This is a genomic window from Rhizobium sp. RU36D (assembly GCF_900176345.1).
Taxonomy (GTDB): domain Bacteria; phylum Pseudomonadota; class Alphaproteobacteria; order Rhizobiales; family Rhizobiaceae; genus Allorhizobium.
Genome location: NZ_FWXU01000021.1, coordinates 78259 through 99976 on the forward strand (window position 1 = coordinate 78259; position 21718 = coordinate 99976).

23 protein-coding genes are annotated in these 21718 nt (G+C 62.6%); 14 read left to right on the forward strand and 9 right to left on the reverse strand.

Going from position 1 to position 21718, the window contains the following annotated elements; genetic code table 11:
* Window positions 1-74 precede the first annotated feature (74 nt).
* The 7 genes from B9A97_RS21765 to B9A97_RS21795 form a co-directional block, all read right to left on the reverse strand.
* On the reverse strand, window positions 75-1037 hold the full coding sequence (locus tag B9A97_RS21765; protein WP_084367918.1) for a 2-hydroxyacid dehydrogenase: 963 nt from the start codon (window positions 1035-1037) through the stop codon (window positions 75-77).
* A 22-nt stretch (window positions 1038-1059) separates the two neighbouring features.
* Window positions 1060-2688: an ABC transporter ATP-binding protein gene (locus tag B9A97_RS21770; protein WP_084367919.1), complete on the reverse strand. Its 1629-nt coding sequence runs from the start codon at window positions 2686-2688 to the stop codon at window positions 1060-1062.
* Window positions 2685-3143, reverse strand: coding sequence for a type II toxin-antitoxin system VapC family toxin (locus B9A97_RS21775; RefSeq protein WP_084367920.1), 459 nt, complete (start codon window positions 3141-3143; stop codon window positions 2685-2687). Before B9A97_RS21775 ends, B9A97_RS21770 begins: the two co-directional genes overlap by 4 nt.
* A 3-nt stretch (window positions 3144-3146) precedes the next feature.
* A complete protein-coding gene (locus B9A97_RS21780) occupies window positions 3147-3401 on the reverse strand; it encodes a hypothetical protein (RefSeq protein WP_084367921.1) in 255 nt (84 codons plus the stop codon).
* Between the two features lie 69 nt (window positions 3402-3470).
* Window positions 3471-4610, reverse strand: coding sequence for an ABC transporter permease (locus B9A97_RS21785; protein WP_084367922.1), 1140 nt, complete (start codon window positions 4608-4610; stop codon window positions 3471-3473).
* 1 nt (window position 4611) lies between these two features.
* Complete coding sequence (locus B9A97_RS21790) at window positions 4612-5706, reverse strand: microcin C ABC transporter permease YejB (protein WP_084367923.1); 1095 nt, start codon at window positions 5704-5706, stop codon at window positions 4612-4614.
* A 132-nt stretch (window positions 5707-5838) separates the two neighbouring features.
* Window positions 5839-7680 (reverse strand): extracellular solute-binding protein, encoded by a 1842-nt coding sequence (locus B9A97_RS21795; protein ID WP_084367924.1) that lies wholly within the window; start codon window positions 7678-7680, stop codon window positions 5839-5841.
* Between the two features lie 254 nt (window positions 7681-7934).
* Between B9A97_RS21795 and mepA the strand changes: the two genes are divergently transcribed.
* From mepA to B9A97_RS21825, 6 genes are all read left to right on the forward strand, one after another.
* Window positions 7935-8906, forward strand: coding sequence for a penicillin-insensitive murein endopeptidase (gene mepA / locus B9A97_RS21800; RefSeq protein WP_244564314.1), 972 nt, complete (start codon window positions 7935-7937; stop codon window positions 8904-8906).
* Window positions 8907-9014: 108 nt separating this feature from the next.
* The gene (locus tag B9A97_RS21805) at window positions 9015-9395 is read left to right on the forward strand and encodes a methylglyoxal synthase (protein ID WP_084367926.1); all 381 of its coding nucleotides are present in this window, start codon (window positions 9015-9017) and stop codon (window positions 9393-9395) included.
* Window positions 9396-9421: 26 nt separating this feature from the next.
* Window positions 9422-10465, forward strand: a complete 1044-nt coding sequence (locus tag B9A97_RS21810; protein ID WP_084367927.1) for a glucokinase — start codon at window positions 9422-9424, stop codon at window positions 10463-10465.
* Window positions 10466-10594: 129 nt separating this feature from the next.
* A complete protein-coding gene (locus tag B9A97_RS21815; RefSeq protein WP_084367928.1) occupies window positions 10595-12403 on the forward strand; it encodes an ABC transporter ATP-binding protein in 1809 nt (602 codons plus the stop codon).
* 1 nt (window position 12404) lies between these two features.
* A complete protein-coding gene (gene dapB / locus B9A97_RS21820) occupies window positions 12405-13229 on the forward strand; it encodes a 4-hydroxy-tetrahydrodipicolinate reductase (protein WP_084367929.1) in 825 nt (274 codons plus the stop codon).
* 21 nt (window positions 13230-13250) lie between these two features.
* Window positions 13251-13886 (forward strand): 2,3-bisphosphoglycerate-dependent phosphoglycerate mutase, encoded by a 636-nt coding sequence (locus B9A97_RS21825; protein ID WP_084367930.1) that lies wholly within the window; start codon window positions 13251-13253, stop codon window positions 13884-13886.
* A gap of 194 nt (window positions 13887-14080) precedes the next feature.
* Here the strand turns inward: B9A97_RS21825 and phnF are convergent, their stop codons facing one another.
* Complete coding sequence (gene phnF, locus B9A97_RS21830) at window positions 14081-14818, reverse strand: phosphonate metabolism transcriptional regulator PhnF (protein ID WP_084367931.1); 738 nt, start codon at window positions 14816-14818, stop codon at window positions 14081-14083.
* 83 nt (window positions 14819-14901) lie between these two features.
* Here phnF and phnG point away from each other — a divergent pair, with 83 nt between their 5' ends.
* Genes phnG through B9A97_RS21845 form a run of 3 tightly spaced genes read left to right on the forward strand, consistent with a single transcriptional unit; the run spans window position 14902 to window position 17100 of the window.
* Window positions 14902-15378: a phosphonate C-P lyase system protein PhnG gene (phnG, locus tag B9A97_RS21835; protein ID WP_084367932.1), complete on the forward strand. Its 477-nt coding sequence runs from the start codon at window positions 14902-14904 to the stop codon at window positions 15376-15378.
* A complete protein-coding gene (gene phnH / locus B9A97_RS21840; protein WP_084367933.1) occupies window positions 15378-15986 on the forward strand; it encodes a phosphonate C-P lyase system protein PhnH in 609 nt (202 codons plus the stop codon). The genes phnG and phnH overlap by 1 nt, the downstream gene beginning before the upstream one ends.
* Window positions 15987-15990: 4 nt before the next feature.
* Window positions 15991-17100, forward strand: a complete 1110-nt coding sequence (locus B9A97_RS21845) for a carbon-phosphorus lyase complex subunit (protein ID WP_084367934.1) — start codon at window positions 15991-15993, stop codon at window positions 17098-17100.
* A 32-nt stretch (window positions 17101-17132) separates the two neighbouring features.
* On the opposite strand, the gene B9A97_RS21850 is transcribed toward B9A97_RS21845, so the two are convergent.
* Window positions 17133-17315, reverse strand: a complete 183-nt coding sequence (locus tag B9A97_RS21850) for a hypothetical protein (protein WP_084367935.1) — start codon at window positions 17313-17315, stop codon at window positions 17133-17135.
* Window positions 17316-17380: 65 nt separating this feature from the next.
* On the opposite strand from B9A97_RS21850, the gene B9A97_RS21855 reads away from it, so the two are divergent.
* The 5 genes from B9A97_RS21855 to phnC all read left to right on the forward strand — a co-directional run bounded on the left by B9A97_RS21855 (window position 17381) and on the right by phnC (window position 21694).
* Window positions 17381-18262, forward strand: a complete 882-nt coding sequence (locus B9A97_RS21855) for an alpha-D-ribose 1-methylphosphonate 5-phosphate C-P-lyase PhnJ (protein WP_084367936.1) — start codon at window positions 17381-17383, stop codon at window positions 18260-18262.
* A 337-nt stretch (window positions 18263-18599) separates the two neighbouring features.
* Window positions 18600-19376, forward strand: a complete 777-nt coding sequence (gene phnK / locus B9A97_RS21860; protein WP_084367937.1) for a phosphonate C-P lyase system protein PhnK — start codon at window positions 18600-18602, stop codon at window positions 19374-19376.
* 16 nt (window positions 19377-19392) lie between these two features.
* Window positions 19393-20100 carry a phosphonate C-P lyase system protein PhnL gene (phnL, locus tag B9A97_RS21865; RefSeq protein ID WP_084367938.1) on the forward strand — a complete coding sequence of 236 codons (708 nt, stop codon included), beginning with the start codon at window positions 19393-19395 and terminating at the stop codon, window positions 20098-20100.
* Window positions 20097-20711, forward strand: a complete 615-nt coding sequence (locus tag B9A97_RS21870; RefSeq protein WP_084367939.1) for a DapH/DapD/GlmU-related protein — start codon at window positions 20097-20099, stop codon at window positions 20709-20711. Before phnL ends, B9A97_RS21870 begins: the two co-directional genes overlap by 4 nt.
* 125 nt (window positions 20712-20836) lie before the next feature.
* Window positions 20837-21694, forward strand: coding sequence for a phosphonate ABC transporter ATP-binding protein (gene phnC / locus B9A97_RS21875; protein WP_084367940.1), 858 nt, complete (start codon window positions 20837-20839; stop codon window positions 21692-21694).
* The last annotated feature ends 24 nt before the right edge of the window (window positions 21695-21718 follow it).

Below are 21718 nucleotides of genomic sequence, written 5' to 3' on the forward strand. Positions count from 1 at the left end.
CGACCTCAGCGTGCGGTCGCATTCGGGAACACAACGAAGGCCGGGTATTTATGTTCCGAGGAACGCAGAGAACTTCAGTATCCGGTGGTGCGATCCACCACGTGCTGGAGCTTTTCGCCACGCTCCAGGCGATCGATCTGTTCGGCTACATGGCGGAACAACGCCTTGACGTCAGAGGCCGCCGCAGCATGGGGCGTGATCACCACATTGTCCATCCGCCAGAGCGGGCTGTCGCCGGATAGCGGCTCGACCTCAAAGACATCGAGCGAGGCTCCGCCGAGGGTGCCATCCTTCAGCGCTACGAAGAGGTCGCCCTCGACCTGGCTGCCACCCCTGCCGGCATTGATGAAGATCGGTTTGCCGAGCGCGCCACCACGACGAAGTTTCGCAAAGAGGTCGCGGTTGTAGATGCCGCGCGTATTGTCTGTAAGCGGAAGCAGGCCGACGAGAATATCCGTCTGGCGCAGGAATTCATTGAGGCCGCTCTCGTCATAGGTCTGGATGCTGCGCATGTTCTTGCGACGGCGCGACCAGCCAATGACGTTGAACCCCATCACCCGGAGCTTTGAAACCGCATCCTTGCCGAGAACGCCGAGGCCCATGATGCCGACAGTCACATCACGCGCTTCCGGCTGGTTTTCCAACTCGTGCCAGAGCCGATCACGCTGCTGCACGGCATATTCCGGCATGCGCCTCAAATGCATGAGGCATTGCAGCACCACCCATTCGCTCATGCGGTCTGTCAGGCTGCGGTCGACGAAGCGGACGATCGGCAGATCCGGCAGTTCATAGGCGGTGAGGATGTGATCGACGCCCGCACCGCCGGAAAAGATCACCTTTAGGTCCTTGGCGCGGGAGAACAGCGTCGGGTTCGGCTTCCAGACCACGGCATAGTTCACGCCCGAGAGGTCACGGCCCGCATTCTCATGGTCAGCCATATCGATGATCTTGCGACCGGGAAAAGCACCCTTCAGCGCCTGCACGACACTTGGACGGGGGAACTTGAGGTCAAGGATGACGGGACTGAGGGCAGGCATGGTTGCTCCGTGAAGGAAGGTGTTACTGACGGATATCGCCGGTTTCGACAGCCTTCAGGTCAAAGGCCGCCGCCATCAGGGCACGGGTATATTCCGCCTTGGGGGCCGAGAAAATCTCGGTCGACGGCCCCTGCTCGACAACCTTGCCCATGCGCATGACGATCACCTCATTGGCAAGCGCCCGCACCACGCGCAAGTCGTGGCTGATGAAGAGATAGGCGAGGTCGTGACGCTGCTGGAGGTCGCGCAGCAGATCGACAACTTGAGCCTGCACGCTCATGTCGAGCGCGGATGTCGGCTCGTCCAGCATGACGAAGCGCGGCTTCAGGACCATGGCCCGGGCGATTGCGATGCGCTGCCGCTGGCCGCCGGAAAATTCATGCGGATAGCGCCAGCGGGTGGCGGCATCGAGCCCCACTTCCTCCAGGCCCCAGGCGACGCGGCGATCGCGCTCTTCGCCCGACAGGCCAGGCTCGTGAACACGCAAGCCCTCGGCGACGATTTCGCCCACGGACATGCGCGGGCTGAGCGATCCATAGGGGTCTTGGAAAACCACCTGGAGCCGATCCCGCAGCGGCCGCATCTGCTTGTAGGAATAGCCGCCGATTTCGCTGCCCAGAAAGGCAATGCGCCCCTGGGAGGAGATCAGGCGGGCGAGCGCCAGGCCAAGCGTGGTCTTGCCGGAGCCGGATTCGCCGACGACGCCCAGCGTCTGCCCGGCCCTCAGCGTCAGGTCGATGCCGTCAACCGCCTTCACATGATCAACGACCCGTCGAAGAAAGCCGGCCTTGACCGGGAACCAGACCCTGACATTTTCTCCGCGCATCACCTCGGGCTTGGCGGGATCGAGCGGCGGCGGCTCACCGCGCGGCTCGGACGCCAGGAGGTGGCGGGTATAGGCATGCTGCGGATTGGAGAAAATCTCGGCAACGGGTCCGGCCTCGACGATCCGCCCCTTGGTCATCACGCAGACCCGATCGGCAAACTTGCGCACGATGCCCAGGTCATGGGTGATGAACAGCATGGACATGCCGTGCTCTCTCTTGAGATCGGCAAGCAAAGCCAGGATCTGGGCCTGGACCGTGACATCAAGCGCGGTGGTCGGCTCGTCGGCGATCAGGAGTTTTGGGCGGTTGGCGAGCGCCATGGCGATCATGACGCGCTGCCGCTGGCCGCCCGAAAGCTCATGCGGATAGGCGCCGAGCCGCTTTTCCGGATCGCGAATGCCGACCTGGTTCAGCAGTTCCAGGGTCCGCGCCCGCGCAGCTGCGCCCGTCACGGACTGGTGGAGCTCGAGGATTTCGCCGATCTGCCGCTCGATGGTGTGGAGCGGATTGAGCGAGGTCATCGGCTCCTGGAAGATCATGGTGATGTCGTTGCCGCGAACCTGCCGCAGGTCTACATCGCTCAGCGTCATGAGGTCGCGACCCTCGAACAGGATCTCGCCGGAGGGATGGCTCGCCGCCGGATAGGGCAGGAGCTTGAGGATGGAATTGGCCGAGACCGATTTGCCGGAACCGGATTCGCCGACCAGCGCCACGATCTCGCCCGGCGCCACATCAAACGAGACATGATCGACCGCGAGGCTTTCCTTGCCCCCCTGGTGAAACGCCACCGACAGATCGCGGACGGAAAGGAGCGGGGCAGTCATGGGCGCAGGCCTTCGATCAGGGTGGTCAGGGTTGATTCGTCGGGGCGGAGGAATTGCAAGCGCACATAAGCGCTCTTTCCAGCCGCCAGCAAATCACTGTCTTCTGTCAAAAAGTCAGTGCAGTTGCGTTCCGAGGCTGTTGCCAGATGGATGGCGTCAGGAAGCTTCAATCCCTGCCTAGACGATCGCAATTGTGCAGCCTCCGTCAACGTGCGTCTGTCGACTGGTGCTATTTCCAACCATTTGTTCCCTGGATTGAACACTGCGTTGTAGGCACTTACCAGATGCTGATTGTCTTGCCGCAGCGGCAAAACGAGCAGTTCCGACAATGTCAATTCGCTGCTCACAAAGGAAGCAACTGTAGTGGAGGCCAGCATGCTCCCGAGACGATCGCTCAACTCATCTTTTCTTTCAAAAGCGGCGATGAATATGTTCGTATCGAGATATATGCGCACGCCTCAATAGTCCCATTCGTCGCGCAACTCGCGAATACGTGCGACGGCTTCCTCGCTGCTCACGGAGGGATAGCCGAGGTCCTTGTAACGGCGGATCATCTCCAAGGTCTCTTCTATTGTCAGCGGCTTTTTTGGCTCCGCAGAGGTTTCAGCTTCGGCCTCGATGACGATCTTCACGGTGGCGCTGTCGCCTAGGCCTTCGCGCAGGTCGGCGGGAAGCTTTTCGACCGGATAGTGATCTCGCACGATCTTATTCATGGCAGCCTGATCCCGAAGGTTCCTTTAGGAGGAACCTTACCCCGGAAAGCCGTTGAAGGCGAGCATCGGTCATCGGAACGTCTTCCTGGGATCGAAGGCGTCGCGAACCGCTTCGCCGACGAAGATCAAAAGCGACAGCATGATCGACATGGTGAAGAAGGCCGTCAGACCGAGCCATGGGGCCTGCAGGTTGCGCTTGCCCTGGGCGACGAGTTCGCCGAGCGACGGGGAGCCGGGCGGCATGCCGAAACCCAGGAAGTCCAGCGAGGTGAGGGTCGTGATCGAGCCCGAGAGGATGAAGGGCAGGAAGGTCAGCGTCGCGACCATCGCATTGGGCAGGAGATGGCGATACATGATCGTCCAATTGCCGACGCCTAACGCCCGGGCGGCGTTGACATATTCGAAGTTGCGCGCCCGCAGGAACTCGGCGCGTACGATGCCGACGAAGCCGACCCAGGAGAACATCAGCATGATGCCGAGCAGGATGAAAAAGCCTGGCGGCAGGATGGATGCGATGATCAGCAGGATATAGAGCACCGGTATGGACGACCAGATCTCGATGAAGCGCTGCATCAGAAGATCGGTCCAGCCGCCGAAATAGCCCTGGACCGCGCCGGCCGTGATGCCGACCAGAGCGGAGCCGATCGTCAGCGCAAAGCCGAAGAGAATGGAGATACGGAAGCCGTAGATCATCCGGGCGGCGACGTCGCGCGCCTGGTCGTCCGTGCCCAGCCAGTTCATGTTGCCGATCACGCAGTTTGGATCCGCGTCCTTCAGCGGATAGGCCGAACACCGCTCCGCCTTGTCCATGAGCCAGAACGGCGGCGTGGGGGCGGAATAGGGGATCTGCGAGTTCACCGTGAGATAGGAATAGCGGATCGGCGGCCAGATCATCCAGCCATTGGCATTGATCTCTTCAGAAATATAGTCGGTGCGGTAGTCCGTGACCGCCAGGAAGCCGCCGAATTTTTCCTCAGGATAGTCGATCACGACGGGGAACAGCAGTTCACCCTTGTAGGAGGCGATCAGCGGACGGTCATTTGCGATGAGTTCGGCGCATAGCGACAGGCCGAACAGCACGAGAAAGATCCAGAACGACCAGAAACCCCGGCCGTTGGCCCTGAAATTCTGAAGGCGCCTGATGGTGGTGGGCGACAGGCGTCCTTTCACGGGCGCGGTGTCGGTGGCTCCGGAGATGGTGTTCGCCATGTCAGACATCCCTTCTCTCGAAGTCGATGCGCGGATCGATCCAGGTGTAGATCAGGTCGGACAGCAGGCTCACGACCAGACCCATCAGGGAGAAGATGTAAAGCGTGGCAAAGACGATCGGATAGTCGCGGTTGACGATCGAGAGATAGCCGAGACGCCCCAGCCCATCCAGCGAGAAGATGTTTTCGATGAGCAGCGACCCGGTGAAGAAGGCCGAGATGAAGGCGCCGGGGAACCCGGCAATCACGATCAGCATGGCATTGCGGAACACATGACCATAGAGCACCTGCCGTTCGCCCAAGCCCTTGGCACGCGCTGTGACGACATACTGCTTTCGGATCTCATCAATGAACGAGTTCTTGGTCAGCAATGTGGTGGTGGCGAAGGACGAGATCAGCAGCGCGGTGAGCGGCAGGGCCAGGTGCCAGAAGTAGTCGAGGATCTTCTCCCACCAGGACAGCTCCGCGAAATTGTCCGAGACCAGACCCCGCAGCGGGAACCAATCGAAGAAGGACCCGCCGGCAAACAGCACGATCAGCAGGATGCCGAACAGGAAGCTTGGCACCGCATAGCCGACGACGATGACGCCCGACGTCCAGACATCGAAGGTGGAACCGTCCGATATGGCCTTGCGGATGCCAAGCGGAATCGAGATTGCGTAGGAAATCAGCATGATCCAGACGCCGAGCGATATCGAGACCGGCATCTTGTCGATGATCAGGTCGATCACCGAGGCATTGCGGAAGAAGCTCTCGCCGAAATCGAAGCGGATATAGTTCCACATCATCTCGATAAAGCGGGTGAGCGGCGGCTTGTCGAAACCGAACTGCTTCTCGAGCTTTTCGATGAGTTCGGGGTCCAGCCCCTGGGCGCCGCGGTATTTCGAACCGGATTCATCGACGGCGCCGGGCTGGCTCAAGAGGTCGCCGCCTCCGGTCAGCCGCTGATCCGCGCTTTCGCCCTGCCCCGTCAGCTGGGCGACAACCTGCTCGACGGGTCCGCCGGGCGCAAACTGGATGACAAGGAATGAAATGCCCATGATCCCGATCATGGTCGGAATCATCAACAGCAGACGTCGAAGAATATAGCCGCCCATTAAACCCTAGCCCCGCTCGTCACGCGGTATCCTTCGCTCGCATTCACTTGGCTCAAAACGACCCTTTCAAGATGGCTGCATCAGGCGATTCGCATTGCCCCATGTGAATGCGAGAACCTCGCGCAATGCAAGTCAGTTCGCGCCGGCCTTGGTGGACCACCAGATCGACGGCATGCCGATCGCAAATTCGGGCAGGTTGGCCGGGTGGGTGATCGTGTCCCAATAGGCGATGCGCGAGGATTTCGAGCTGTAGCTCGGCACCACGATGTGGTGGGCGAGAAGCACGCGATCGAGCGCCTTGACCGCGGCGATCTGCTCTTCCCGGTCCTTGGCGAACACGACCTTGCGGATGAGCGCATCGATGCCCGGGTCGCTGATGCCGCTGTAATTCTGCGACCCTTCCCGCGCGGCGGCCTGGGAGCCCCAATATTCGGCCTGTTCGTTGCCAGGGTTCATGGACTGCCCCCAAGCATTGTACATCACGTCGAAATCGCGCGAGCGCCAGCGATTGGTGAATTGCGACTGCTCGACGCTGCGAACAGTCACATCGATGCCGATGAGCTTGAGGTTGCGGGCGAAGGCAAGCGCCACGGGCTCGATGGTCGGACCGCCCAGCATGATCTCGAAATTCAGCGGCTGGCCGGTCTTCACATTGACCATCTGCGTGCCCTTGCGCTCGTAGCCCGCCTCCTTCAGCAGGCCAACGGCCTTACGCAGGTTTTCACGCAGTTTCGCGGGATCGCCATTCACAGGGTTGGTATAGGCCTCGGTGAACACCTTTGCCGGCACGAGATCCTTGACCTCGTTCAGGATTTCCAGCTCACGGCCCTGCGGCAGGCCTGAGGATGCCAGGTCGGTGCGGAAGAAGAAGCTGTCGATGCGCTCGTAGGAATTGAAGAAGATGGTGCGGCGCAGTTCCTCGAAGTCGAAGGCATAGTTCAAGGCCTCGCGCACCTTCGGATCGGCGAATTTCTCGCGCCTGAGGTTGAAGATGAAGCCGACCATGACGCCGACCTTGCGCATCTCGTTATCAAGCTCCTCGCGCTTGACGCGGCCATCCTTCACGGCGGGAAAATCATAGGCCGTTGCCCAGCGGCGGGCCATGTTTTCCCACCAGTAGTCCTCGTTGCCAGAGCGGAAGGATTCAAACATCACGTCCCGATCGGCGTAGTAGCGGTAGACGATCGAGCCGAAATTGTTTCGGCCGACATTGACGTTGATATCCTTGCCCCAATAGTCGGGCCGCAGTTCGTAGGTGATCGACGATCCCGGGGAAACTGCGGAGATCTTGTAGGGGCCGGACCCCATGGGCACTTCCATCGTGGTGCGGGAGATATCGCGCGGCTTGCCGTCAGGACCCGCAGCCTCCCACCAGTGCTTCGGCACGATGATCAACTGGCCGACGATCTGCGGCAGTTCCCGGTTGTTGGGCTCGTCGAAAGTGAAGGTGACTTCCCGCTCGCCGGTCTTTTCCGCCTTCACCACATGGCGATAGTAGAACTCCTGCTGCGGATCGCCCTTCTTGGCATTGTCGAAGCTGAAGATGACGTCTTCCGGCGTGACCGGCTGGCCGTCGGCCCATTTCGCTTCGGCACGAAGGCGAAACGTCACCGAGGAATAGTCGGCCGGGTATTTCACCCCATCCGCCAGCAGGCCATACATGGCCGAGAGCTCGTCTTCGGAGGAAATCATCAGGCTTTCGAAAACCAGCGACAGGCCGGAGCCGGCTTCGCCGCGGGCCAGGAGCGGATTGAGCGTGTCGAAACTGCCTTCCGCCGCGAGCCTCAGGGTTCCACCCTTAGGCGCATCGGGGTTCACATAGTCGAACCGTGGGAAGTCCTTCTGGTACTTCAGCTCCCCGATCGTGGCTATCCCGTTCTTCCAGTCCTGTTCCTGCGCGAAGGCCGACGGCGTGCCAGCCGTTATGAGAGAAAAGGACAGGATCAGTGAAGCCAGACGACAGGCCAGGACCATGCGGATACCCCTTTGATGTTCTTGTTTGGGCAGAGCATAGGACAATTCAGGGCAAAATACAGGCGTGTCGCGGTCACAAGCTTTTTATCGATCGGGCTCGGCGGCAAACTTCGTTTCAACAAAATCGTCTTTCACGGTAAATTGGACCAAAGTGATTTGCCAGGAAACGACGGACGGGCATGACATCTGCATTCAAGACGGTTTTTCGGGCAGCTGCGGCGATCGTGCTGGCGGGTGCGGTGTCCACTCCCGCCATGGCTGCGGAGGGCAAACCCGCCAAGGAACTGTTCGGCGCCATGAAACTGCCGTCGCGTGCCGCGCCGCAGCCCTTCGGCTCCTATGCCAAGGGTTGCCAGGCGGGTGCCGTTGCGATTGCAACCGACGGACCTACATGGCAGGCCATGCGCCTGTCGCGCAATCGCCGCTGGGGCCAGCCGGAGATGATCGCGCTGCTGGAGCGCTTTTCCAAGGACGCCGTGCAACTCGGCTGGGGGTCGGGCATCCTGATTGGCGACATCTCCCAGCCCCGCGGCGGGCCGATGCTCTCAGGTCATGCTTCGCACCAGGTGGGTCTGGATGCGGATATCTGGTTCACGCCGAAGCCGGCGCAGCCGCTGACCCCGGAACAGCGCGAGAAGATGCCGTTTACCTCTATGCTCGACAAGAGCAAGTTCCTGACGGTGGATTCGAAGCGCTGGACCAATACCCATGCCAAGCTTGTGGTCAGGGCCGCAAGCTATCCGCAGGTCGAGCGGATTTTCGTCAATCCGGCAATCAAGAAAAAGCTCTGCGACACATGGACCGGCGACCGGGCAGTGCTCGGCAAGATCCGGCCGATCTACGGGCATGACGAGCACTTCCATATCCGCATCAAATGCCCCGAGGGTGCCAGCGGCTGCAAGCCGCAGGCTGCCGTGCCGCCGGGCGATGGCTGCGACGCATCGCTGGCCTACTGGTTCACGCCCGCTCCCTGGGCTGCGCCGAAAAAGGACCCGAACGCAAAGCCGGCGCCGAAGCCGCGGGCGATGCAGCTTTCCGACCTGCCACAGGCCTGTTCCGCCGTGCTTCAGGCGCCGGCCGGGGATGCGGCCACAGCGGTTGCCAGCGGCATGGATCCCACACCGCCCACCGCCTCGGCCTTCGTGGAGCCGCAAACATCAAGCGATGCAGCCATGGCGCTTCCTCCTGTGATCCCGGTTCCCAAGGCGCGGCCGCTGCAGAACTGACGATCGATGCGAAAATCGGGCGTGCCCGGCGCGGGCGCCTTTGCAAGCGGATGGCAACTGATATAGTAGCCATCAAATCGATTTAAAAACTTGCGACGGTTGATATCCATGGCAGCCCAGAAGTGCATCGCTCTGATCGCGCACGACCAGAAGAAAGACGACATGGCGGATTTTGCCCGTCGTCACCAGAAGGCGCTAAAGGACTGGCAGATCGTGGCAACGGGCACGACGGGCGGTCGCGTGATGGAGGCCTGTCCCGAGCTGCAGGTCACCCGCCTGAAAAGCGGTCCGCTCGGTGGTGACCAGCAAATCGGCGCGTTGATCGCAACAGGCGAAGTGCAGTTCCTGATCTTCTTCGTCGATCCGCTGACCTCCATGCCGCATGATGTCGACGTAAAGGCGCTGATGCGTCTCGCTATCGTTTACGATATACCGATGGCACTCAACAGCGCGACGGCAGAGCTGCTGCTGACCACCGACCTGACCTGACCGCCCCCTGCACCACGGACCCGGCCATGCCCCTGACCCCTGACAGCGATACCCTGACCTTTCCGATTCTGATCGGCGATATCGGTGGGACCAATGCGCGCTTTTCGATCCTGGAGAACGCCCAAAGCGATCTCCTGCATTTTCCGCATGTCATCAACGAGAAGTTCGAGACGATCGACCAGGCGATCGTCGGCGCGGTGCTATCGAACACGCAGTTGAAGCCCCGCACGCTGATCCTGGCGCTGGCCGGGCCGATCACCGGCGACGCGGTGCCGCTGACCAATTACGACTGGGTGGTGAAGCCGAAGCAGCTGATCACGGAACTCGGCTTCGAGCAGGTGATCCTGCTCAACGATTTCGAGGCACAGGCGCTGGCCGCCGCCACCATGCCGGCACACTATCGCCATGCGCTGGGACCGGTCAGTGATGCGCCTGTCGCCTCGCGCGTGGTGCTGGGACCGGGCACCGGCCTTGGCGTCGCCGGCCTGGTGCATGCGCGTGACACCTGGTTTCCGGTACCGGGCGAAGGCGGCCATGTGGATGTCGGGCCGCGTACGAGCCGTGACTACCAGATCTGGCCGCATCTGACGCCGGTGAAGGACGAGACCGCGACGCTCGGGCGCATTTCTGCCGAAGAACTGCTGTCGGGCCGCGGGCTGATGAATATCTACTCAGCGCTCTGCCGGGCCGAAGGCAATCGCACGCCGCGCTATGAAAAGCCGGCGGGCATTTCCGAGGCCGGCCTTGGCGGCACGGATCCCATCGCTGCGGAGGCGCTTGAGCTTTTTGCCACCTATCTCGGTCGCCTGGCGGGTGACCTGGCGCTGATCTTCATGGCCAAGGGCGGCGTGTTCCTCGCCGGCGGCATTTCGCCGAAGATTCTGCCGGTCCTGGAAAAGCCCGCCTTCCGGACGGCGTTCGAGGACAAGGCGCCGCACAGCAAGCTGCTCCAGGCCATCCCGACCTTCGTGGTGACGGATCCCGTCGCGGCGCTCTCGGGTCTCGGTGCCTATGCCCGCAATCCGCAGAATTTCGGTCTTGCGCTCGAGGGCCGGCACTGGCGGGCATGAGATCCGGGCCGACGCCCGGCGGCTCTGACCCAAAGACCGGTTTCCTTTGTCCCGGAAAGGCTCTATAGAGCCGGAAAACGGGCCAAAGCCTTGCAAGGCGGCTCCCGACACGGAAGGAAATGCTCCAGTTTGTTGGCCAGCAGAAACACCAAGCATGCGGTCGGGTCGGAAGGCATCACCGTCATCCTGAAGCGGATCATCGCTGAGAACGGCCGCGACCATATCCGCGGCTACGCCCTGGCGATTGCCTGTCTCGCAACCGTCGCAGCCACCACGGCCTTTACCGCCTGGATCATGGAGGCCGTCGTCAACGAGGCCTTCGCCAAGCAGCGCGCGGAAGTCGTCTGGCTGATCTGTGGCTCCATTCTCGCCGCCTTCGTGCTGCGCGGCCTTGCCGGCTACGGCCAGGCCGTGACGCTGTCCAAGATCGGCAACAACATCGTCGCCCGCTACCAGCGCCGGCTCTATGCCCACCTGATGACGCTGTCGCTCGGCTATTTCACCGAGGCGCGCTCGGCGCACCTGGCGGCCCGCATCAGCGAAAACGTCAATGGCGTGCGCGACGTGTTGAATCTGACGATCACCTCCACTGCCCGCGACCTGCTGACGCTGGTGGCGCTGATTGGCGTGATGCTGGCCAAGGACCCGATCCTGACGCTGATCGTGTTCTTCGTCGCACCGCCGGTGCTTTATGCCCTCAGGCTCATCTCCAAGCGCCTGCGCTCCGCCACCAAGGAGGCCGTGCTTCTCAACAGCCATGTGCTGGGCGCCATGCAGGAGACGGTGCAGGGCATTGCCATCGTCAAGGCCTTCACCATGGAGGCCGAGCTCAACCGCAAGGTGGACGGCATCATCACCGAGGCCGAGCGGCGGGCGAACCGCATCGCGCGGCTTTCCGAACGTACCTCGCCAATCACCGAAACCTTTGCCGGCATCGCGATTTCAAGCGTGCTGGCCTATGCCGCCTTCCGCTCGATCTATGGCGGCGTATTGCCGGGGGCCTTCTTCTCCTTCGTGACGGCACTGCTGCTGGCCTATGAGCCGGCCAAGCGGCTGGCGAAGCTGCAGGTGCAAATGGAGCGCGCCGCGGTGAATGCGCGGATGATATACGAAATCCTCGACATGGAGACGCGCCAGCGCGATCCGGAGAGCGCCGGTGATCTTCAGGTGACCGCTGCGAGGATTGAATTCCGCAGCGTCAAGTTCGGGTATGACGCGGAGACCGAGATCCTGAAGGGGCTCGACCTCGTGGCCGAGGGCGGGCAGACCACAGCCCTGGTCGGCCCTTCCGGTGCCGGCAAGTCCACCGTCATCACGCTGATCCCGCGGTTCTATGACCCGACGGAGGGGCAGATCCTGATCGACGGGCAGGACATCGCCACGGTCACCAAGGCGTCGCTTCGCAAGCATATCGCCTATGTCTCGCAACAGCCCTACCTGTTCGAAGGCACGATCCGCGACAACATCCGCTACGGCCGGCCCGAGGCAACCGATGCGGAAATCGAGGAGGCGGCCCGGCTCGCCCATGCCCATGACTTCATCATGGGCCAGCCCCACGGCTATGAAACCGCGGTCGGCGAAAACGGCGTGACCCTTTCCGGCGGGCAGCGGCAGCGGCTTTCGATTGCGCGCGCCCTGGTGCGAAACGCGCCGATCCTGCTGCTCGACGAGGCGACCTCGGCGCTCGACACCGAATCCGAAGCCGCCGTGCAGAAGGCCCTTGAAGTGGCGATGAACGGCCGCACCGTGGTGGTGATCGCGCATCGCCTCTCGACGGTGGTCAAGGCGGACAAGATCGTGGTCATGCAGGACGGCCGGATCGTCGAGGAAGGCGCGCATGACGACCTTGCACGGCGCAAGGACGGGCTTTACGCTCGCCTCAACCAGTTGCAGGTGACATCGACGGAAAGCATTGCAGTGGGTGGAGAGACGATCTGATATGACCGAGCCGATGAAGCTTGTGGTGGTGGGCGCCGGTGGACGCATGGGGCAGACCCTGGTGCGACTCATTCATGGTGGCGAGGGGACCGTGGTGCATGCTGCCGTGGAGCGGCCGGGATCGCCGCATCTGGGCAAGGATATCGGCGAAATCGCCGGGCTTGGTCCCATCGGCGTCACCGTCACGGAAGACCCGCTTTCCGCCTTCCTGCATGCCGATGGCGTGGTGGATTTCACCTCGCCGGCATCCTCGGTGGAATTTGCCGGCCTCGCGGCCCAGGCGCGCATCGTCCATGTCTGCGGCACGACCGGCTGCTCTGTCGATGACGATGCGAAGATTGCGGCCGCGGCGCGCCATGCTCGCGTGGTCAAATCAGGCAACATGAGCCTCGGCGTCAATCTTCTCTCCGTGCTCGTCAAGCAGGCCGCGCGGGCGCTGGAAGCTTCCGGCTGGGATATCGAGGTGCTGGAAATGCACCACAAGCACAAGGTCGATGCCCCCTCCGGGACGGCGCTGCTGCTTGGCGAAGCGGCCGCCGAAGGCCGGGGCATCACACTGGCGGATCATTCGGTTCGGGTGCGCGATGGACATACCGGCGCGCGCGAAGACGGCACGATCGGCTTTGCCACGTTGCGCGGCGGCTCCGTCATCGGCGAGCACTCCGTGGTTATCGCTGGCGAGGGCGAGATCGTGACCCTGTCGCACAGCGCCGGCGACCGCACGATCTTTGCCCGCGGCGCGATCAAGGCAGCCCTTTGGGCACGCGACAAGAAACCCGGACTTTACTCCATGCTCGACGTGCTCGGGCTTTCCCAATCGAACTGAGTTTTCCAAGGAGCCTTTTCAATGAGCGGTACCCTCGTGCTTGTTCGCCACGGCCAGAGCGAATGGAACCTGAAGAACCTCTTTACCGGCTGGCGCGACCCCGACTTGACCGAACTCGGCGTGCAGGAAGCCAAGACCGGCGGCAAGGCGTTGGCCGATTACGGCATCAAGTTCGACGTCGCCTTTACCTCGGACCTGTCGCGCGCCCAGCGCACGCTCAAGATCATCCTCGAAAATCTCGGCCAGACCGATCTTGAGACGATCAAGGACCAGGCGCTCAACGAGCGCGACTACGGCGATCTCTCCGGCCTGAACAAGGATGACGCCCGCGCCAAGTGGGGCGAGGAGCAGGTGCATATCTGGCGCCGCTCCTATGACGTTCCGCCGCCGGGCGGCGAAAGCCTGCGCGACACCGGTGCGCGCGTATGGCCCTACTACCTCACCGAAATCCTGCCGCGGGTGCTGCGCGGGCAGAAGGTGCTGGTGGCCGCCCACGGCAATTCGCTACGCTCGCTGGTCATGGTTCTCGACCGGCTGACGAAGGAACAGATCCTGAAGCTCAACCTGGCGACCGGCGTGCCGATGGTCTACACGCTGAACGCCGATTCGACCGTCGCCACCAAGGACGTCCTTGGCGACATGTCCGGCGCCCATTGAGGATTTGCAGGGGCGGCGTTCGCGCCGCCCTCAGCCTGCTGAAAAACCATGCCATACATTGGGGTCATCCTCGGCCTTGAGCCGAGGATCCATTAACTTCAAGGGGTTATGGATATCAGGGTCAAGCCCGACCATGACGGAGGAGAGATCGTCGCACTTTGTCAGTAATCTGAGAGGCACCAGTCACGCTGCCCTCAGCCCGCGACGACCAGTTGCACATGATCGGCGGGAAAGCGCGTGATCGAATATTGGACCGGTTGACCGGTGAGATCGGTATTCACGGCCTTGGTGACGAGCACGATCGCCCCCGGCGAAAGCTGCAGCTCTGCCACATCCTCCTGCTCGGCATGCACGGCCGAAATTTCCGTTTCCTGCCGCACATAGTCTTCCAGGCCGCAATCTGCGAAGGCGCGGGTAATGGAGCCGGAGCGGCGATAGGCCTCGGCGATGCCGTCGAACCGCGGCAGAGGAAACCAGCTGGTGGAGACGGAGACCGGCCTGTGGTCGGCCTTGCGCAGAAGTTCAAGCTTCAACACCGACGCGCCCCGTTCAATCGATAGCCCGCGCGCAACATCCGCCCGCGCCTCCTGCACCGTCGAGGACAAGAGCAGTCCCTCGATGTCGCGGGCCTGGTCGCCGATGCCGGCTGTGAAGCGGGTCCTGCGTGAGATGGGAAAGCTCAGCCGCTGGCGATGGCGGATCATCGTGCCGCGGCCCTGCTCGGCCTTGACGATGCCTTCCTGCGCCAAGGCAGCGAGCGCGCTGCGCACGGTGTGGCGATTGACGCCGAACTGCTCCGCCAATACCATTTCCGCAGGAATCATGCCCGTGGCATCATAGGTGCCGGCATTGATCGCGGCCCGGATGCGGTCTGCGATCTGTCGCCAGAGGGCGACGCCATTTTGTCTTTGTACGGATTTCAGGTCGGTCATGTCACACTGATGTCATGCAGGGAACGTAGTTTCGAAGTCAGTTGTATAATTGTCTATATTAATAGACATCTGGAGGTTTGACAATGGAGGCGGTGAAACAATCGGCCGCGCAAGGCGAGGCGCAGGAACGTGCCAAGCGGGCGGCAGCCCTTCTGGCGCGCGCGCTGCCGCAGGAACTCAATGCTGCCTGGGCGGCGCTGGAGCCGAAGCCAGATTGGCAGGCATTGCGCGGACCGGAGACCGGGCTTGTCATGGTGCGCGGCCGCATCGGTGGCGGCGGGGCGCCGTTCAATCTGGGCGAAGCGACCGTCAGCCGGGCGACTGTCCGGCTCGCCTCCGGCGCGGTGGGCCACAGCCATGCGCTGGGGACCGACCGGGAAAAGGCACGATTGGCGGCGACTTTCGATGCCTACAGGCAGGAGCCCGGCGGCGAAGGCTTCGTGGAGGCGCATCTGTTGACGCCGATCGAGGCGCGCATCCACGCGGAAGACAGGCAGGCCGCTGAAGAGACCGCGGCGACGCGGGTCGAATTCTTCACCATGGTGCGGGGAGAGGACTGATGAGCATGAAGACCGATACCATGACCGGCGGCTTTTCCGAGCCGGTCTTCCAGGCGCAAAGCGTCTTCCGCATGCTGATGGATGCCATGGCGCGTCCGGGCAGTCTGCAGACGATCACTCCCGAGATTGCCCCGCCTGCCCCTCTGGGAGCTGCGGCCGGCGCCATTGCGCTGTCGCTCTGCGATCACGACACGCCGGTCTGGCTGACGGCAGGGCTTTCCAAGGTGGGCGCCGGTGCGTGGATCGGATTCCACACCGGCGCGCCGATCACGCGGGAAAAGGCCGAGGCCCGTTTTGCCTTTCTCGAGGCGGGCGCAGCACTCTCCTCCTTCGGCCTGTTTGCCGCAGGCACCCAGGAATATCCTGACCGATCGACCACGCTGGTGATCGAGGTGGCGCGGCTGGAGGGCGGCCCCTTGCTGGCGCTTTCCGGTCCCGGCATTCGCGAAACCACGATGATTGCACCGCGAGGACTGCCGGACCTCTTCCTGCGGCAATGGGCTGAAAATCGCACCCATTTTCCGCGCGGGGTGGATGTCATCCTGACCTCCGGCCGGCAATTCATCGGCCTGCCACGCACCTGCAAGATCACCGACAGGGAGATTTGACGAGATGTATGTTGCCGTAAAAGGCGGCGAGGCGGCCATTGCCAATGCGCATCGGCTGCTGGCCGACCGGCGCCGGGGCGATCGTTCGCTGCCCGCGCTGACCATCGAACAGGTCATCGAACAGCTGGCGCTCTCCGTCGACCGGGTCATGGCCGAGGCCTCGCTTTACGACCAGTCGCTGGCGGCGCTGGCGATCCGCCAGTCGCGCGGCGACATGATCGAGGCGATCTTCCTGCTGCGCGCCTATCGCACCACGCTGCCGCGTTTCGGCTCCTCGGTGCCGATCGATACCGCGGCGATGCAGATCGAGCGGCGGATTTCCGCCACTTACAAGGACCTGCCGGGAGGCCAGTTGCTGGGGCCGACCTTCGACTATACCCACCGGCTGCTCGACCCCACGCTTTTGACCGATACGCCTGTCGACGAAGGCGCCCGCAAGCCGGCCGAGGGCGGATCGACCATGCGCGTGTCGGAGATCCTGGCCGAGGAAGGGCTGATCGAGGCCGATGGTGAGATGCCGGAAGAGCATGTGGCCGGCGATATCACCCGCGAGCCGATGGAATTTCCCATGCCGCGTGACCTGCGCCTGCAGGCACTTGCCCGCGGCGACGAGGGCTTTCTGTTGGCTCTGGGCTATTCCACCCAGCGCGGCTATGGCCGGACCCATCCATTCACGGGCGAAATCCGCATCGGCGAGGTCGAGGTGGAACTCGACGTGCCCGAACTCGGCTTTGCCGTGTCGCTGGGGCGCATCCGTGTGACCGAATGCCAGATGGTCAACCAGTTCAAGGGGTCCGCCAAGGCGCCGCCGCAATTCACCCGCGGCTATGGCCTGGTTTTCGGACAGAGCGAGCGCAAGGCGATGTCGATGTCACTGGTGGACCGGGCTCTGAGAGCCGGCGAATTCGGCGACGACATTGTCGCGCCGGCGCAGGACGAGGAATTCGTGATTTCTCATTGCGACAACGTCCAGGCAACCGGTTTCGTCGAGCATCTGAAGCTGCCACATTACGTGGACTTCCAGGCAGAGCTCGATCTGGTACGGCGCATGCGGGCCGAATACGAAGCCAAGACCGCGAGGGGTCACGACGACATGAAGGACGCGGCGGAATGAGCGCGGCTCATGCCGCGGTCGGGTGGGGAGCCTCAGTCTCCACCACCGCCGCCATCACCCCCGCCATCGCCGTCGCCGTCGAAGATCGTGCCACCACCATCTCCGTTGCCGGAGGCCGTGCGGCGGCGGTTCCGTTGCACGCTCCTGTAGATGGCGAAGACAAAGACTGCGCCGAGCACGACGAAAAGCCAGCTTTCAGACTGTCCTGTGTCCATTCTTCCTCCTCGGCCTGCAGCGCCGCGTGATTTCTCCGTTCGCAGCTTGAACAAGGTATTCAACCATGACTGACCTTGCCACCTATAATTTCGCCTATCTCGATGAGCAGACGAAGCGCATGATCCGCCGCGCGATCCTCAAGGCGATCGCGATCCCCGGATACCAGGTGCCCTTCGCCTCCCGCGAGATGCCTATGCCTTATGGCTGGGGCACCGGCGGGGTACAGGTCACGGCCTCGATCATCGGGCCTGACGATGTGCTGAAGGTCATCGACCAGGGCGCCGACGACACGACCAATGCGGTCTCCATCCGCGCCTTCTTCCAGAAGGTCGCCAATGTCGCCGTCACCACCCATACAAAGGATGCGACGATCATCCAGACACGCCACCGGATTCCGGAGGACGGGCTGCAGCCCGGCCAGGTGCTGGTCTATCAGGTGCCGATCCCGGAGCCGCTGCGTTTCCTGGAACCGCGCGAGACCGAGACCCGCAAGATGCATGCGCTGCAGGAATATGGCCTGATGCATGTGAAGCTCTACGAGGACATCGCCCGCAACGGCCATATCGCCACGACCTATGCCTATCCGGTCAAGGTGGCCGGCCGCTATGTCATGGACCCCTCCCCCACGCCCAAATTCGACAATCCGAAGATGCATATGTCGGATGCGCTGCAGCTATTCGGCGCCGGCCGCGAGAAGCGCATCTATGCCGTGCCGCCCTATACCGAAGTGGTGAGCCTGGACTTCGAGGATCATCCCTTCGAGGTGCAGAGGTTCGACAAGCCCTGCGCGCTGTGCGGCGCCGAGGGCGTCTATCTCGACGAGGTAATCCTCGACGACAAGGGCGGCCGGATGTTCGTCTGTTCCGATACTGACCACTGCGAGGATCGCCGCGCCCACGGCCATGTCGGCGAGATGCTGGCCCCGAGCAAGGAGGCGGCGGAATGAGTGGTGTTTTGTTGGGGTGGGCTAAGGCGGCAATGACGTTGGCGTCGGGATACCCCCCTCTGGTCTGCCGACCATCTCCCTCTCAAGGGGGGAGATCGACGCGTGGCGGCCGCTCGCTTTTGTCATTTGCCAATTTTGAAGTCGCTAAAGCCCGGCAGCATTTGCCAAAGTTCCATGTCTTGGCGAGCGATTGCCTCCATCCGATCTCCCCCCTTGTAGGGGGTGAGGCATGGTCGGCGAAGCCGAGCAATCGATCCAGTGAATCGATTGCAATGCCGAACGCCGGCAGGGCAGAGGGGGGTGTGGCTCAGCGAAACCTTATCTGGAGTATCGCCCAATGACCGACCTCCCGCTTCTCAAGGTCCGTGACCTCTCGAAATTCTATGGCAGCCGGATTGGCTGTACCAATGTCTCGTTCGAGCTTTGGCCGGGCGAGGTGCTGGCGATCGTCGGCGAATCCGGGTCGGGCAAGACCACCCTGCTCAACTGCCTGGCGACGCGGCTGACACCGACAGCCGGCAGTGTCGAATACCATATGCGGGACGGCCAGTATCGCGACCTCTACCACATGGGCGAGGCGGAACGGCGCTTCCTGATGCGCACCGACTGGGGCTTCGTGCACCAGAACCCGGCGGACGGGTTGCGCATGACGGTGTCGGCCGGCGCCAATGTCGGCGAGCGGCTGATGGCGGTCGGCAACCGGCATTACGGCAAGATCCGCGCCACGGCCAGCGACTGGCTGGAGCGGGTGGAGATCAGCACTGACCGTATCGACGACCAGCCGCGCACCTTTTCCGGCGGCATGCGGCAGCGCCTGCAGATCGCCCGAAACCTGGTGACCGGCCCGCGGCTCGTCTTCATGGACGAACCGACCGGCGGTCTCGACGTCTCGGTACAGGCCCGCCTGCTCGACCTGGTGCGCGGCCTGGTCAACGATCTCGGGCTCTCGGCCATTGTCGTCACCCATGACCTCGCCGTCGCGCGCCTGCTGTCACACCGGATGATGGTGATGAAGGAGGGGCATGTGATCGAGCATGGGCTGACCGACAGGGTGCTGGACGACCCGCGCGAGCCCTATACCCAGCTGCTCGTCTCCTCGATCTTGCAAGTCTGACGCCGGAGATCAATCCATGGCCACGCCTCTTATTGTTTCGGAAGTCTCCAAGAGCTTCACCATGCATCTGCGCGACGGATTGCGCCTGCCCGTCGTCGCCAATGTCTCGTTTTCCGTCTGCGCCGGGGAATGCGTTGTGCTCGGCGGTCCCTCGGGCATCGGCAAAAGCTCGATCCTGAAAATGCTCTACGGCAACTATTCCGTGGAGTCAGGCCAGATCCTGGTCTCGCATCAAGATCATATTGTCGACATCGCCAGCGCCGACCCGCGCACCGTGATCGAGGTCCGGCGGCATTCCCTGGGCTATGTCAGCCAGTTCCTGCGCACGGTGCCGCGTGTGCCGGCGCTCGACGTGGTGGCTGAGCCGCTGGTGGCGCGCGGGCGGCCGGTGGAGGACGCCCGGCAGGCCGCAGCCACCCTGCTGTCGCGCCTCAACCTGCCGGAAGCGCTGTGGCAACTGCCACCCGCCACCTTCTCCGGCGGCGAACAGCAGCGTGTGAACATCGCCCGCGGCTTCATCACCGATCACAGCATCCTGCTGCTGGACGAGCCGACCGCCTCGCTCGATGCCGCCAATCGCGCTGTCGTGGTGGAGATGATCCGCGCCAAGAAGGCTGAAGGCGTGGCGCTGCTCGGCATCTTCCACGACGAGGAGGTGCGCGAAGCGGTGGCGGATCGCATTCTTGACGTCGCCCAGTTCTCGCCGCGAAAGGCCGCCGCATGAGCCGCAAGCTGGGCATCGAGCCCTATATCCATCAGACGGCGCAGGTCAGCAATTCCAAGCTCGGCCGCTATACCGAAGTGTCGGAACGCACCCGCCTCTCCGAATGCGAGATGGGTGACTATTCCTATATCATGCAGGACGGGTCGGTCTGGTGTGCCACCATCGGCAAGTTCGCCAATATCGCGGCGGCCGTCCGGATCAACGCCACCAACCATCCGACCTGGCGGGCGACGCTGCATCACTTCACTTATCGCGCCGCGGATTACTTCGAAGGCGCCGACATGGATGAGGATTTCTTCGCCTGGCGTCGACAGAACCGGGTGATCATCGGCCATGATGTCTGGATCGGCCACGGGGCGACCGTGCTGCCTGGCGTCACCGTCGGCAATGGCGCCGTGATCGGCGCAGGCGCCGTCGTTTCCCGCGACGTCGCGCCCTACACGATCGTCGGCGGCGTGCCGGCCAAGCTGATCCGGGACCGCTTCACCGCGGAACTGGGCGCCGCGATGGATCTGATGGCCTGGTGGGACTGGGAGCATGACCGTCTGCATGCCGCTCTTGAGGATTTTCGCCATCTCCCGGCGGAAGACTTCGTCGCGAAGTATTCCTGATAGCCGTTTAAATACATAGACTTATCGATTGTAATAAAACCTACACAAAACAGACATTAACACTTCATGAACGTGCGGTAGAGGCTTGCTCATGTGTGTTTCCCTAGCGGATCTGGCGAGCCAAAATGAAGTTTGAGCTGAAGAATGTCACCCGGCGCTTTGGGAGCAATATTGCGGTCGATTCCGTCAATATCGAGATCCCCCAGGGGCAGATGGTGGGCATTATCGGTCGCTCGGGCGCTGGCAAATCGACCTTGCTCCGGATGATCAACCGGCTGGCCGATCCAAGCTCAGGCTCCATTCATTTTGGCGGACAGGAAGTCTCGGCTCTGCGCGGCAAGGCGCTGCGCAACTGGCAGCGCGACTGCGCGATGATCTTCCAGCAGTTCAATCTCGTGCCGCGTCTCGATGTGCTGACCAATGTGCTGCTCGGCCGGCTCAACCATCGCCCGACGGCGCTCAGCATCCTCAACATCTTCACGCGCGAAGAGCGGATCATGGCGATCGCCGCACTGGAGCGGCTCGGCATCGAACAGACGGCGCTGCAGCCGGCCGGCACGCTGTCGGGCGGCCAGCAGCAGCGCGTCGCCATCGCCCGCGCGCTGATGCAGGGGCCGAAGATGGTGCTGGCCGACGAGCCGATCGCCTCGCTCGACCCGCTCAACGCCAAGATCGTGATGGACGCGCTCAAAGACATCAACGAGCGCGAAGGCATTACCGTCATCACCAACCTGCATACGCTCGATACGGCGCGCGCCTATTGCGAACGCATCATCGGCATGGCCAAGGGCCGCGTCGTGTTCGACGGAACGCCCGACATGCTGACCAGCGAGGCCGTGTCTGAGATCTACGGTTCCGACAGCCATGGCGCCGGGATCGACGAGAGTATGACCTCGACTGCCATTCGCATTCCCGGCGCACGGCCGCAGGCCGTCGCTCATCCATCCGGAGGCATCGAGTCCCTGGCACCTGCCGGGGCTTGATGGCCAGCCACGATCGATTGCCCG